Annotated in this window: 15 protein-coding genes; 9 read left to right on the forward strand and 6 right to left on the reverse strand. The window is 70.7% G+C overall.

Features of this window, described 5'->3' with window-relative positions; genetic code table 11:
- Window positions 1-13: 13 nt before the first annotated feature.
- A complete protein-coding gene (locus Afe05nite_RS16920) occupies window positions 14-883 on the reverse strand; it encodes a helix-turn-helix transcriptional regulator (RefSeq protein WP_203818065.1) in 870 nt (289 codons plus the stop codon).
- Window positions 884-984: 101 nt separating this feature from the next.
- Here Afe05nite_RS16920 and Afe05nite_RS16925 point away from each other — a divergent pair, with 101 nt between their 5' ends.
- Both Afe05nite_RS16925 and Afe05nite_RS16930 read left to right on the forward strand, forming a co-directional pair.
- A complete protein-coding gene (locus Afe05nite_RS16925) occupies window positions 985-1740 on the forward strand; it encodes an SDR family NAD(P)-dependent oxidoreductase (RefSeq protein WP_203818066.1) in 756 nt (251 codons plus the stop codon).
- Between the two features lie 118 nt (window positions 1741-1858).
- Entirely contained in the window at window positions 1859-3064 is a 1206-nt protein-coding gene (locus tag Afe05nite_RS16930; RefSeq protein ID WP_239117893.1) for a sialidase family protein, read from the forward strand.
- Window positions 3065-3083: 19 nt separating this feature from the next.
- Here the strand turns inward: Afe05nite_RS16930 and Afe05nite_RS16935 are convergent, their stop codons facing one another.
- Entirely contained in the window at window positions 3084-4154 is a 1071-nt protein-coding gene (locus tag Afe05nite_RS16935) for an alpha/beta hydrolase family protein (RefSeq protein WP_203818067.1), read from the reverse strand.
- Window positions 4155-4186: 32 nt separating this feature from the next.
- Between Afe05nite_RS16935 and Afe05nite_RS16940 the strand changes: the two genes are divergently transcribed.
- On the forward strand, window positions 4187-4828 hold the full coding sequence (locus Afe05nite_RS16940; RefSeq protein ID WP_203818068.1) for an SMI1/KNR4 family protein: 642 nt from the start codon (window positions 4187-4189) through the stop codon (window positions 4826-4828).
- Between the two features lie 305 nt (window positions 4829-5133).
- On the opposite strand, the gene Afe05nite_RS16945 is transcribed toward Afe05nite_RS16940, so the two are convergent.
- A complete protein-coding gene (locus tag Afe05nite_RS16945; RefSeq protein ID WP_203818069.1) occupies window positions 5134-5421 on the reverse strand; it encodes a hypothetical protein in 288 nt (95 codons plus the stop codon).
- A 57-nt stretch (window positions 5422-5478) separates the two neighbouring features.
- Window positions 5479-6180 carry a hypothetical protein gene (locus Afe05nite_RS16950; protein WP_203818070.1) on the reverse strand — a complete coding sequence of 234 codons (702 nt, stop codon included), beginning with the start codon at window positions 6178-6180 and terminating at the stop codon, window positions 5479-5481.
- A gap of 174 nt (window positions 6181-6354) precedes the next feature.
- Here Afe05nite_RS16950 and Afe05nite_RS16955 point away from each other — a divergent pair, with 174 nt between their 5' ends.
- From Afe05nite_RS16955 to Afe05nite_RS16975, 5 genes are all read left to right on the forward strand, one after another.
- Window positions 6355-6507 (forward strand): hypothetical protein, encoded by a 153-nt coding sequence (locus Afe05nite_RS16955; RefSeq protein WP_203818071.1) that lies wholly within the window; start codon window positions 6355-6357, stop codon window positions 6505-6507.
- Between the two features lie 160 nt (window positions 6508-6667).
- Entirely contained in the window at window positions 6668-8971 is a 2304-nt protein-coding gene (locus tag Afe05nite_RS16960) for a putative bifunctional diguanylate cyclase/phosphodiesterase (RefSeq protein ID WP_203818072.1), read from the forward strand.
- A gap of 23 nt (window positions 8972-8994) precedes the next feature.
- Window positions 8995-9315: a PadR family transcriptional regulator gene (locus tag Afe05nite_RS16965; protein WP_203818073.1), complete on the forward strand. Its 321-nt coding sequence runs from the start codon at window positions 8995-8997 to the stop codon at window positions 9313-9315.
- Entirely contained in the window at window positions 9312-10034 is a 723-nt protein-coding gene (lepB, locus tag Afe05nite_RS16970) for a signal peptidase I (RefSeq protein WP_203818074.1), read from the forward strand. The genes Afe05nite_RS16965 and lepB overlap by 4 nt, the downstream gene beginning before the upstream one ends.
- A gap of 138 nt (window positions 10035-10172) precedes the next feature.
- Window positions 10173-10544 carry a hypothetical protein gene (locus tag Afe05nite_RS16975; RefSeq protein WP_203818075.1) on the forward strand — a complete coding sequence of 124 codons (372 nt, stop codon included), beginning with the start codon at window positions 10173-10175 and terminating at the stop codon, window positions 10542-10544.
- On the opposite strand, the gene Afe05nite_RS16980 is transcribed toward Afe05nite_RS16975, so the two are convergent.
- Both Afe05nite_RS16980 and Afe05nite_RS16985 read right to left on the reverse strand, forming a co-directional pair.
- Entirely contained in the window at window positions 10541-11128 is a 588-nt protein-coding gene (locus Afe05nite_RS16980; protein WP_203818076.1) for a hypothetical protein, read from the reverse strand. The two genes, Afe05nite_RS16975 and Afe05nite_RS16980, sit on opposite strands and share 4 nt — an antisense overlap.
- Window positions 11129-11204: 76 nt before the next feature.
- Window positions 11205-11921 carry an SDR family oxidoreductase gene (locus Afe05nite_RS16985; RefSeq protein ID WP_239117894.1) on the reverse strand — a complete coding sequence of 239 codons (717 nt, stop codon included), beginning with the start codon at window positions 11919-11921 and terminating at the stop codon, window positions 11205-11207.
- Window positions 11922-12005: 84 nt separating this feature from the next.
- Between Afe05nite_RS16985 and Afe05nite_RS16990 the strand changes: the two genes are divergently transcribed.
- The gene (locus Afe05nite_RS16990; protein WP_203818077.1) at window positions 12006-12608 is read left to right on the forward strand and encodes a TetR/AcrR family transcriptional regulator; all 603 of its coding nucleotides are present in this window, start codon (window positions 12006-12008) and stop codon (window positions 12606-12608) included.
- The last annotated feature ends 21 nt before the right edge of the window (window positions 12609-12629 follow it).

Consider the following 12629-nt stretch of genomic DNA (forward strand, 5'->3'; position numbering starts at 1 on the left):
GGGCACTCCGGGGTCAGGTCGTGGTCTCGCCGGCCGGGCTCGGCTCCTGGGGCACGGCTGCCCAACTCGCCAGCAACGGAAGCACCCGCGCCGTGGGCGAGTCGGGTTCGACGGTGTAGACGACCAGGCGCTGTTCCGGATCGTGGGGTCCGACCACGGACTCGATGCCGAAGGTGAGCGGTCCGGCGGTCGGGTGGGCCAGGTGTTTGGTCAGCGAGGTGCGGAAGGTGACGCGCTGGTCGTCCCACCAGCGCGCGACGTCGGGATCGCCGTGGCGCAGTTCGGCCACGAGGTCGACGAGGCGGCGATCGTCGGGGTGGCGTCCGACCTCGTAGCGCAGCGCCCCGACCGCGGCGGCGGCGAAGTCGGCCCAGTTCACGATCCGTACCCGCGCGTCGGGCTCCAGGAAAAGCCAGCGCACGAACGAAGATCCCGGCTCCAGGCCCGGCCCCAGCACCGCACTCAACAGCCCGTTGTGGGCCAGCACCTGCGAGCGCCGCCCCAGCAACAGCACCGGTACGTGGTTCAGAACTCCCATCAGGCGCAGCATCCCCGGGTCGGGTCGTTGCGCGGCCTCCGGTCCGGTCCACCGCCGATGCGAGGTCGGGGCGGCCAGGTCCCGCAGGTGAGCGTGTTCGACCTCGTCGAGCTGCAGCGCCCGCGACAGCGCCCGCACCACCTCGTCGGTGACGTTGTGCTGGCGTCCCTGTTCCAGCCGGCTGTAGTGGTCCGGGCTCAGGCCGGCGAGCACGGCGAGCTCCTCCTTGCGCAACCCGGGAACCCGCCGCGGGCCGGGGAAGGCCGCGATGCCGGCCTGGGCAGGCGTCAGGCGGTCTCGCCGAGACCGCAGGAACGCCCCCAGGGCAGCACGATCAGCAGGCACCCACCCAGCATAGGAGCCGACCATGACGCCTGCCTGGGCATGCGGTGACCAGGCAGGACGCGCCCTGGTGCGGGCCGCGCGTCCCGGGTGAGGTAGTGCTCATGACCGAGCAGACCCGTACCGTTCTGATCACCGGCTCGACCAGCGGCATCGGTGCCGCCACCGCCCGCACCCTGGCCGCGCGGGGCTGGCGCGTCGTCATCACCGGCCGCGACCAGGCCCGCGGCGCGGCAGTCGTCGCCGACATCGAGGGCAGCGGCGGACAAGCCGCCTTCGTCCGCTCCGACCTGACCGGCCCACCCGGATCACTGCGGGACTTCGCCCGCGCCGCCACCGAGGCGGCTGGTGGACAGCTGGACGCTGTGGTCCACAACGCCGCCCTGTGCCCGGCCGTCGACACGGTGAGCCTCAGCGACACCGACCTGGAGGCCACCCTCGCGGTGAACATCCGCGCCCCGCACGTGCTGACCGCGGCGCTGGCTCCCGCGATGGCCGAGCGCGGTCACGGCGCGGTCGTCGTCATCGGCTCCTGGATGGCCCACGTCGGGCACCCCTTCGTGGGGCTGTACTCCGCGACCAAGGCCGCCGAGATCCAGCTCGCCCGCAGCTGGGCCGCGGAGTTCGGGCCCCGCGGCGTGCGGGTCAACACCGTCTCCCCCGGAGCCACCCGGACCCCGATCAACGCATCCGACGGCGACGTCATCGCCCACATGACCGCCGGCACCCCCGCCGGCCGCCCCGGAATCCCCGAGGAGATCGCCGAGGCGGTGGCGTGGTTGCTCTCCGACCAGGCCGGCTACGTCCACGGCGCGGAGATCGCGGTCGACGGAGGCATCACGACCGCCCGTTCCGCTTGAGCCGGGCGACGCCCGCACGTTGACAGCGGCGCGCAAGACACTGATAGCCTTCGATGTCAGCTGCGACCGGCCCGTGGGCCGGCCGACGGATCAGCGGAACTCTCCTCCTGGGGGAACCATGCGACGTCAAGATCAAGCGCGGGCGTCCCGTGATTCGGGCGGGCCGCAACGGGCGAGCCTGTCGCGCCGGGGCCTGCTGGGTGCGGGTGCCGCCGTGGTCGCCGGGTTCTCGCTGAACCTGGCCGAGCCCGCGTCGGCGGCGCCGCCCGGGGCGCCCGAGCCGCTGGACCGGGGGCGGGAGGCACCGTTCGGGCCGGTGGTGGTCACCGATCCGGGCGGCGGCGCCGCGTACGCCCGCGCCGTGCGGCTCGGCGACTCGCGCACCTGGCTGGCGTCGTACCAGCAGTTCGGCGCGGCCGGGTTCCCGATCTTCCGGAGCACCGACGACGGTCACACCTGGCAGCAGCTGAGCAACGTGCCGAGCACCGGCGACGCGTCCGGGGTCTGGCTGCAGCCTGCCCTTTACGAGCTGCCCCGGGCCTTCGCCGGCTTGCCGAAGGGCACGGTGTTGTTCGCCGGCAACGACCTGGGCGACTTCACGAGCACCAGGATCGAGCTGTACGCGAGTCCGGACCGCGGCCGCACGTGGCGCCATCTGAGCACTGTGGCGGAGGGTGGCCCGCCGAACCCGAACAACGGTGGCACGCCCGTGTGGGAGCCGTTCCTGCTGCTGAACAAGAACCGGCTCGTCGTCTACTACTCCGACCAGCGGGACCCGAAACACGGGCAGAAACTCGCCCATCAGACCACCACCGATCTGCGTACGTGGGGTCCGGTCGTCAACGATGTGGCGGATCCCGATTACGACCTGCGGCCGGGGATGACCACCCTCGCCCAGATCCGGCCCCACCTGTGGATCCTGACCTACGAGAACGGCAACGACAAGACCGGCAACCCTTACGCCGTACGCTATCGGTTGGCCTCGGACCCTGAGCTCTTCGATTCCGCGCCCGACTTCGTGCTCCATGACCAGGACGGTTACATCCCGTCGGCAGCGCCGACGGTGTCCTGGTCGGACTCGGGCGGCCCGGCCGGCACCATCGTGGTGACCGCCAACAGCGACCAGGACTTCTTCGTCAACCATCACCTCGGCGACCCCCGCAGGTGGACGCGGGTGACGTCGGCGATCCCGGCCGGCTACAGCCGGCAGACCGTTCCCCTCGCCGGCCCGGGTTCGCGCCGCGAGCCGGGCCTGGTCTTCGTGGTGACCGGCCCGGTCTACGGCGTGGACGGCCCGATTCAGGCCGGCGTGGTGCGGATCTGAGGGACTGCGCCGAGTCAGGTCAGCGGACCGGCGGCACGACCCTGGTGGTCGAGGTGACGCCGTCGATCTTCTGCTGGCCGGTGAGCACCTTCTCGGCGGACCGGTCGCCGTGCAGGAACCGCTCGTAGAACGCGACCGCGTAGGTGACCAGCGCGGAGCTTTGCACCGCGGGCGTGAGCTCCTTCTTGGGGCAGGTGCTGTCGTCCTCACCGAGCGGCGCCGGCGGGGTCCAGGCGGTGTTGTAGTAGTTGTGGTTCGCGTTCTTCAACGAGATCGAGTACGCCGGTTGGTGCGTCCGGCCGGCGGCGTCGTCCAGGTATTGCTGGCCCGCTTCGCCGACCGCACCGTCGCAGCTGGAAGTCACCACGCCGACCGGGATCCGGGTGACCAGGGTGTCGCTGGGGTCGCCCTCGGGGTCGTCGAACTTGACCGGGGCCAGCGCGAGCACGGCCCGCAGCCGCACCCCGGCCGGCACCTCGGCGGCGTGCTTGTCGGAGGCCTCCCACATCGCGCCCTTGCCACCGCGTGAGTGACCCATGGTGCCGACGGCGTCCAGGTTCAGGTGCCCGGTCAGCGCTCCGAGCTTCTTGACCAGCGGCCCCCGGCCGAGCGAGAGGTCGCGCAGCAGTTGCAGGTGCTTGTTCATCAGCCGGGACCGGTCGCCGTAGTCGAACGAGCTCATGTTGATGCCGTCGGCGCTGATCGACACCACCACGAAGCCCCGCTGGGCCAGGGCCCGGCCGAGATAGTCGTAACCGCGGTAGCTGGGAAACGGCGTACCGGCGTCACACGGCCACTCCTGGGCGTCGGGGTCGGTGCACGCGTACCACGAACCGTGCGACTGGATGATCACCGGAAGCTTCCCGGTCAGCTGCGCCGGATAGCTCACGACGGCCCGCAACTCGCTCACGGTTCCGCTCTGCGCATCCTTGAACGCCTTGTCCCCGAGGTCGTACCAGGCGACGGTGACCCGGTCGGCCGGCAGCGGTTTCGGGGTTTCGCCGGCCGACGCGGTCAGCTGAGCTCCCGCGATCAGACCCGCTGCCAATACCACTGACAGGGCCGCGGCCCAGAGGTGTCTCGTCTTCATGCACCGCACGATAGGAAGCAGTTGTGAGGATCATGTTAGGCAACCACCACGAGTCCTCTGATACCAATGATGGCGTGCTGATCGATCCCGCCCTGTCAACACGCTTGGATCGAGTAGCGGCGAAACTCGCGGCCGCAGCGAGACTGCCCGGAGAGCCGGTGATGTTCGGGGCGTCGGCGCACCGGTTCGAGCTGGGGCCGCCCCTGCCCGGCGGCGAGGTGGCCGCATTCGAGCGTGCGCACGGCGTCTCCCTGCCGGAAGACTATCGAGCGTTCATCACCAAGATCGGCAACGGCGGTCCGGGCCGTTGGGGCGGCGCCGGCCCCTACTACGGCCTGCATCCGCTTCAGGACTGGGCCACTTCGTTGTGGGGCATGCCGGAACCGCACATGCTCGCCACGCCTTTTCCCGCCGAGCCGGGACGCGTCTACTCGGATTGGTTGTCCGAGGTCGCGCCGGGCGATGACGACGAGCCATACCGCGGAACTCTGGCGCTCAGTGATCAGGGTTGTGGTTTCCTCTCCGTCCTCGTCGTCAGCGGACCGGCCAGGGGCCGCATCACCGACAACAACGACACTCCGGCCGGGCCGGCCTTCACCGACGACGCGGACTTCCTTACCTGGTACGAGCGCTGGCTCGATGCCGTGCTGGCCGGTGCGACTCATTTCCGCTGAGCAGGACCGGCCGCTGCACGGTGAGGTCGTGCTCAAGGCGGCGAAGGCCGTGCATGTCGGGGTGTCCCGATCGCGGTCGCGGATCGCGAAGGTCACCTGCTCGAACCACATCCGGGTCGTAGAGCCGGGTGCCCGCCACCGACCTGCTCACCTGGTCGCCCGGACTCACCCCGGGACAGCCATCATGACCACGCGGCACGAAGGACGCGACCGATAAACACCGGCTCAACTGTCCAGGAAGGGGACGGCTTCGTCGACGACAGCCAGGAAGTCGGCCGGCGGCCCGTAGTTCGCGGCCCGCCCGGTCAGCTTTTCGAGCGGAGGAGCTTTCGGTACCAGGGCCGGCGGTCCACCGGGTGCTCGACGAACGGGTCGCGCCCGAGAATCCGGATGAAATGCGAGCTCACATCGATTTTCTCGCCGGGGGCGGGGTGGTTCAACTCGGCGAGTACGCGACCGACAGCCGGCATGTCGTCAGCCGAGATGTACGCGACGTAACGCCGGTCGGGCAGTTCCAGAGCCACTTCGAGCACATCGCGATCCGGCGTGAAGGTCCACTTCGCACGGTCGGCGCCGTCGACAACGATAGCCACGGCTGGACTATAGACAGGCGGCTACGTCCACGCTGACCGAGCGAAGGCGGCTGCTCGTCAGGCCAGCAGGACTTCGCGCATCTCCCGGCCCGGGTTGAAGCCGCCGACGATGCGGTGGGCGTCCGGCGCGTACACGTCGATGATGTTGTTCCGGCGCATCAGCTCGCGGATCGGCAGCGGGATGGGCGGTTCCTTGCTCATCGTCATGCGAACGTCGCGAGCCGTGCCGATCAGCTGGCCGGCCAGCGCCGCGCCGTCGGTGTCCACCCGGACCGAGGCGAACTCCCAGCCCGCGACGGTCAGGTCGAGGATCTCGAAGAGATGACCGTGCAGCCGGTCCTGGTCGGTCGTGAGCTTCACCTGGTTGCTGATCGCCCGCAGCGCCCCGGCGACGTGAATGTAGGGGAACAGACCGCACGGCAGGTTGAACAGCGGCCACCGCAGATCCGGCTGGGCCTCCCGCCACATCGGCCGGTAGTTGGTGCGGTCCACCTGGAACCGGTAGCCGACCTGGCGGGACAGTTCGGCGGCCAGCCGCTGGATCTCCGCGTGCGCCGAATCGGCGAACTCGCGCACGATGCCGCCCGCCGCGCCGACGCCGTCCGGGCCGGTCAGCGCCTCGGTCACCGCGGTCGCCTGCTGCTGGAACGAACCCGGCAGGCCGACCCCGAAGCGCTGCCGGACATCGTCGATGATCAACCGCCGCGCTTCGTCGTTCTGGTCGAACCGATCGTCACGTTTCCGCCGGAACCATCGCATATCGCCTCGTCTCGCCGCCGCCTCGAACGCGGCCATGGTAGTCGCCGCGTCCCGGCCTCTCGAACGCAGATCGCCGACCCCGGGCGCGGCCACCCGGGGTCTCAGCTTCTTGCCAGGTTGTCCGGGGCGGTAGGTGGGCAAGTAACAGGTTCGCGATTCGAGGAGGCACCTACCATGGCGACTTTCACCCAGCGCGTGCGCTCGTTCCTGCAGAGCCCGCAAGGTCAGCGGCTGGTCGACCAGGGCCGGCGGCAGCTGGCGAAGCCGGAGAACCAGCGCCGGCTGCGCGGCCTGTTCAGCCGGCTGCAGCAGAGCCGGCGCCGCTGAGGCCGGCAGCCGGCTGAGCCGGGGCCGCCGGCGGCGGAAACGCCCATAGCGGCGGATTACTCCGGCCGCCTGCCGATCCCGCCGGATTCGCTCGCCACAAGTCTCCCCGACGGGTGCTCCCTGCCGATGGTGCGGAGCACCGGCGAGTGGAGGCGACGCGATGGACCGGCTCAGCGGATGGGCCCGGAACGACACCTTGGTGCCGTTCGGTGTGCTGGCGGTGCTCGCCGGCGCTGTCTGGACGGCAGTGGGCCTTGCGCATCACTACCCGCACCCGATCATCGGCTGGCTTCCGCTGCCGGTCGGCGTCATCCTCGCCGGCCGGGCCTGCTGGCTGGCGTCGCGAGCGGCGGACGTCGACGACGGCACCCGCCGGTTCTGGCGGCACCTCACCGTCGCCTGCGTGCTCTTCCTCGGCGGGATCGTCGCGAACGTGGTCGACGCGGTCGGTGGACCGGAGCCGTCCCAGCGGGTCGGCGCGATCACCCTGGCGTGGTACCTAGCCGTGCTGGCGGTAACCCTGTGGGCGCTGCTGCGCCTGCCGTCGTGGCAGCGCACGCGCAGCGACTGGCTTCGGTTCAGCCTCGACACGTGCATCGTTCTGGTCGCCACCAGCGTCTTCGTCTGGCACTTCTCGCTGCGCGAACACGAACGGTGGATGTCCCAGACCGGGTCCGCCGGGGCAATGCTCGCCATCGTCGCGGTCGGCGTCATCTCGGTGGTGACCTTCGTGAAGGTCGCCTTCGCCGGGGCCGGCCAGCTCGATCGGCGCGCCGTGCAGGTGCTCGCCGCCGGGAGCGCGCTCAGCACCCTGGTCGGCGGCATGTCGCCGTTCCTCACCAGTTTCCCCTACCTGTCGTCGAGCCTCGTCGCCGTACCGGTGGCCACCCTGAGCATCCAGCTGGCCGCGACGGCGCAGCGGCGTAAGGTCGGCTCGCCGCCGCGGGAGCGCCGCCGCTCGCTGCGGATCAACGTGATTCCTTACCTCGCGGTCGCCGCGATGGACGCCCTCCTGCTGTCCACTCCGTCGGCCGATCCGGCCGAGAACGACATCATGAAGGTCAGCGCCGTCGCCCTGACCATGCTGGTGATCGCCCGGCAGATCATCGTGCTGCGCGACAACCGGTGCCTGCTGGCCGCGGTCGACGCGCACGTCGCCGACCTGAACCGCTATCAGGGCGAGCTGACCCACCAGGCCACCCACGACCACCTCACCGGCGTGGCCAACCGCGTACTGCTCGACAGCCACCTCGACCAACTGCTCAGGGCCGGCACCGCGGTGCACGTCGCCCTGCTCGACATCGACGACTTCAAGACGATCAACGACAGGCACGGGCATCGTACGGGTGATCGACTCCTCGCTGCCGTCAGCAGCCGGCTGACCGCGACCGTCGGAGCGGCCGGCCTGGTCGCCCGCCTGGGCGGCGACGAGTTCGCGCTCGTACTGGCGGAGCCCGATCCCGAGCGGGTGCGCGAGATCCTCGGCCGGGTGCTGGTCGCTCTGCGGGCCAACAGCGCACCGGTGCGGTCCGTCGCCAGCGTCGGAGCCACCACCAGCCGGCCCGGCGACACCCCCGAGGAGCTGCTGCGCCGCGCGGACGTCGCCATGTACGCCGCCAAGGCGCTCGGCGGAGACCGGCTGCACTGGTTCGACCCGGCGATGGACGAGCTGGCCGCCGAGTCCGCGCGGCTCGGCAGCGACCTCGAACAGGCGTTGCGGCGCGGCGAGATGTTCCTGCTCTACCAGCCGATCGTCGAGCTGCCCAGCCACCGCCCGGCCGGCGTCGAGGCGCTTCTGCGCTGGCGGCACCCCGACCGCGGCCTGGTCTCGCCGGACGTGTTCATCCCGATCGCCGAACGCAGCGGCCTGATCCTCGAGCTGGGGCGCTGGGTGCTGGAGAGCGCCTGCCGGCAGGCGGCCCTCTGGCAGCAGCGCTACGGCACCGACGCGCCGGCCAAGGTCAGCATCAACGTGTCGGCGCGGCAACTCGCCGAGCCCGGTTTCGTGGCCGAGGTCGAGGACATCCTGAGGCGTACGGGGGTGGACCGCTCCCGCCTGCTGCTGGAGATCACCGAAACCGCCGTGCTCGACCCCGGTCCGGCCCTGGCCGCCGTGCGCGAACTGCGGGACCGGAAACTGCGGATCGCCCTCGACGACTTCGGGACCGGCCAGTCGTCGCTCAGCCTGCTGCTGCACTGCCCGGTCGACGTCCTGAAGGTCGACAAGTCGTTCGTCAGCGGCACCGCCGCCACCAGTGACGCCGGCGCCGTCATCGTCGAGAACCTGATCGGCTTCACCACCGGGCTGCACCTCGAGGCAGTCGCTGAGGGCGTGGAGACGGCCGAGCAGGCCGAGCGGCTGTCCGCCGCCGGTTACCGCCTGGCCCAGGGCTACCTCTTCAGCCGGCCGGTCCCCGCCGAAATCATCGAGGCGCAGCTGACGGGCGTCCTTGCGAAGCGTTAGTCGAGTTATGTAGAGTTTCGCCCGTGCCCCGGATACCGCATACGTCACCGCAGACGTTGTCGCTGTTCAGCGCCCTGCTGGAGGAGCCGCAACGCTGGCGCTACGGCTACGACCTGAGCAAACAGACCGCCCTCGCCTCGGGCACGCTCTACCCGATCCTCATGCGGCTCAGCGAGCAGAAACTGCTCGAGACCACGTGGGAACCGTCGGACGAGCCCGGCCGCCCACCGCGCCACCTCTACCGGCTGACCGCCGACGGGGCCGCGCTCGCCGACCAGCGCCTCGCGGCCAGACCGGCGAAACCGCGGACCATCGGCCCGGCGATCCAGGCGCGCACCGCGTGAACGTCGAGCAGACCGTACGCGACAGTGCCGTACGCCGAATCGCGTACGCGTTGCTGCGCGCCGCCGTCCGTGGCCGCCGTGCGCGGGGTGGCGACTGGGGTGAGGCCGTCCTGGCCGAATTCACCGAGACCACCGGGGACCGCGAGGCCGTCCGCTGGGCCGCCGGCGGTCTCCGCGCGGTGTGGCACGAACGCCGGGACCGCCGGCGGGAGCTGCCGCGAATGGTCCGGATCCGGCGCCGAGTCGTCCGCATCGCCCTGCTCGGCATCGCGGCCGGGCTGGTCGTCAACCACTTCGTCCTGACCGTCGGCTACCAGCCCAGCGGCGGCATGGAACCGACCTACCGGATCACCGACCGCTACGTCGTCGATCTTGCGGTCTTCCGCCTCACCGGCGTCCAACGGGGGGACGTCGTCGAGGTCTCGGCGCCCGGCACCCACCGCATCATCCTGGAACGCGTCATCGGCCTGCCCGGCGACACCATCCGATGCGACGACGACCGGGTCGAACGCAACGGCGTCCTGCTGGACGAGCCCTACCTGGCCACCGACGACCTGCACCCGGACTACGCCCATATGACCGGCTGCATCGCCACCCTGACGGTGCCGCCGCACCAGCTCTACGTGCTCGGCGATCACCGCGTCATCTCGCTGGACTCCCGCAGCTTCGGCACGATAGACGAGGCCGACCTGCACGGCCGAGTCCTTCTCCGGTTGTAGCCGTCGCAAGCCCGGCGCCGGGCGCGCGCCGTGACGGTGGCGGTTCCCGGGCGGCGGCGAGGATCCGGAAGATCACAAAAGCGCGACACCCGGGCGTACGGGCGTACATGATCATGGTCTGACGAGGGGAGGGTCGACGTGACAGACGCACCGGACAGGGCAGCGGTCGAGCAGGCGGTCCGGGCTCGGGTCGCCGCGCGGCGGGAGCGGCATCGGCAACGCCCGCTTGTCGTACGGGTGCTCGCCGCGATCGGCGGTTTCCTGACCTGCCTCGTGGGCGCGGTGCTGATCTGGGCGCCCGAGCTGGCGCTGCCCCTGCTCCTGGTCGGGTTCGGGCTGCTCGCCCTCGAGTTCGACTGGGCGACGAAGGCGCAGATCTGGACCGAGCTTCGGATCACCCTGATTCGTGCCCGGCTCAAGAGGCAACCCACCTGGCTCAAGGCCGTACTCGTCGTCCTCGCGGTTTTGTTCGTGGGTGTCGCCGTGTGGTTGGCGCTCGCCGCCGCCTAGGTTTCGTCGCCGGCGATGCGTTTCTGCTGGGCGGCCACGAACGAGGACCACTTCGGGTCCTGCTCGGTGCTGGCCGGGCGGTAGAAGTCGGCGACCGAGGAACGCAACAGCATCACGAAGACGGCAACGACCAAGACGAGTACGGCCACGCCCTGGATCGCGTTCAGTGTCGGGTACCAGTGCGGCAGCAGGTCGTAGTAGGCGCGGCTGTCCGAGTCGGCGTTGGGGCCGGCTGTCGAGCCGGCCGGGTCGGCGCCCGCGTTGAGCCCGAGGAACAGGGCGAGACCGAGGAACCCGAGGACGCACCACGCGGCCGGGCGGACCCAGCGCAACGGGCGCCGGACAACCACCGCGAGCACGACCGCGACCAGCACGGTCAAGGCGGCGACAACCAGGTTGTAGACGAGGGCGGCGCGCACCTGGTCCGCCCCGTGCCGGATGGACCAGTACGCGCTCTCGGCGCTGAAGTGCCGCCACGCGAAGACCGAAGCCCCCACCATCGACGCCGCCAGAACCGCGCAACCGGCCAGAAGCCGAGAACTCCAATCCACCAACAGCGGTCGCTGCCGCTCGCTCGAACTCATAGCCGAAGCCTCCACAACGCCGACAGTGTCGAGGCACCTTAAAGGACAACGGCCGGCCACCGCTGTCCTTCAAGGATCAGCGGGCCAGGTGCAGGCCGCCGTCCGCGACGAGGGTGTGCCCGGTCACGAAGGTGCTGCCGATCAGGAGCATGACCGCCCTCGCCACTTCCTCCGGTTCGGCGACCCGGCCGAGGGGCGTACGCGAAGCGAATTCGGTGAAGAAGGCGGCGCGCTGCGCCGGCGGCATGGACTCCCACCAGGCGGTGTTGACCACGCCAGGGCTCACCGCATTGACGCGGATCGGCGCGAGCTCGGCGGCGAGCGGACGTACGGCCGCCTCGAGCGCGCCGTTCACCGCGGCGAGCCCGACCGTTCCCGGCAGCGCCGCCTGCGCGGAGCCGGCCGTGACCAGCGTGATCGACCCTGAGGCACGCATCGCCGGCAGGGCCGCCTGCACCACTTCCAGCTGGGCGAAGGTCTTGGCGGCGAAAGCTCGGCGAACGGCGTCGAGGTCCAAGCCGGCGAACGGACCGGCGCCCTCGCCGCCGCTGACACACACGACCAGATGGTCGACCGGGGCGAGTCTCGCGAAAAGCTCGTCCAGAGCCGCGCGGTCCATCGCGTCGACCCGCTCGGTGCGAATGGCGGACCTCGCCGCCACCTCCCCCAGCCGGTCCGCGGACCGGCCGGCGACGACGACTTCCGCCCCGGTCTGCGAGAGCAGCTCCGCGGTGGCGCGGCCGATGCCCGAACTGCCACCCACGACGAGTACGCGCTGGTCCTTGAAGTCCACGACCACTCCCCCGATTTGTCTAGACCCGACGTCTCGGTAAACGTAAGCGAGACGTCAGGTCTCGTCAACCAGTAGGGTCTCGGCATGCCCGCGCCTCGCACCCCCGCCCCGCCGATCGGCCCGGCGAACCGGCCCAGCACCGGCCGAACCCGTAATGAGCAGGCGCGCCAGGACATCCTTGCCGCCACCCTCGCACTGGCTCGGCACGATCTCGGCGCCACCACTGTCGACTCCATCGCCGCGCGCGCCGGCGTCGGCAAACAGACGATCTACCGCTGGTGGCCGTCGAAGTGGGCGGTCATCCTGGACGCGCTGCTCGCCCACGCGGAACGCGAGATCCGCACCGGCACCGACTCAGGGCCGCCGGCCGACCGCCTGGCGACCTTCCTCGTGTCGTCCTTCGACCTGCTGACCGGCCCCGACAGCGACGGGCCCCTGCTGCGCGCGCTGATGGCGCAGGCCCAGCTGGATCCGGGCTTCGCCGTCGCCTGGCGGGAGAAGTTCATCCTCCCCCGCCGCCGGGCGCTGGCCCAGCTGCTGAACGCCGGCGCGCAGGACGACCGGGAAGCGGCGGTCGATCTGATCTTCGGCGGCATGTGGTACCGCTTGCTCGTCGAGCACGGCCCCCTCGACGAGGCGTACGCCCGGCGCCTGTCCACAGCGGCGCTGGCCCTGCTGACCGAGTGAGGATCCACCCGGACCACACCG

Source organism: Paractinoplanes ferrugineus, assembly GCF_016862195.1.
In the GTDB taxonomy this organism is placed as follows: domain Bacteria; phylum Actinomycetota; class Actinomycetes; order Mycobacteriales; family Micromonosporaceae; genus Actinoplanes; species Actinoplanes ferrugineus.

Excerpts from the sequence above, each read along its gene's own strand:
- Afe05nite_RS16925 (WP_203818066.1), top strand. The coding sequence starts at position 985 with ATGACCGAGCAGACCCGTACCGTTCTGATCACCGGCTCGACCAGCGGC.
- Afe05nite_RS16930 (WP_239117893.1), top strand. The coding sequence starts at position 1,859 with ATGCGACGTCAAGATCAAGCGCGGGCGTCCCGTGATTCGGGCGGGCCG.
- Afe05nite_RS16935 (WP_203818067.1), bottom strand. The coding sequence starts at position 4,154 with ATGAAGACGAGACACCTCTGGGCCGCGGCCCTGTCAGTGGTATTGGCA.
- Afe05nite_RS16940 (WP_203818068.1), top strand. The coding sequence starts at position 4,187 with ATGTTAGGCAACCACCACGAGTCCTCTGATACCAATGATGGCGTGCTG.
- Afe05nite_RS16950 (WP_203818070.1), bottom strand. The coding sequence starts at position 6,180 with ATGCGATGGTTCCGGCGGAAACGTGACGATCGGTTCGACCAGAACGAC.
- Afe05nite_RS16955 (WP_203818071.1), top strand. The coding sequence starts at position 6,355 with ATGGCGACTTTCACCCAGCGCGTGCGCTCGTTCCTGCAGAGCCCGCAA.
- Afe05nite_RS16960 (WP_203818072.1), top strand. The coding sequence starts at position 6,668 with ATGGACCGGCTCAGCGGATGGGCCCGGAACGACACCTTGGTGCCGTTC.
- Afe05nite_RS16980 (WP_203818076.1), bottom strand. The coding sequence starts at position 11,128 with ATGAGTTCGAGCGAGCGGCAGCGACCGCTGTTGGTGGATTGGAGTTCT.
- Afe05nite_RS16990 (WP_203818077.1), top strand. The coding sequence starts at position 12,006 with ATGCCCGCGCCTCGCACCCCCGCCCCGCCGATCGGCCCGGCGAACCGG.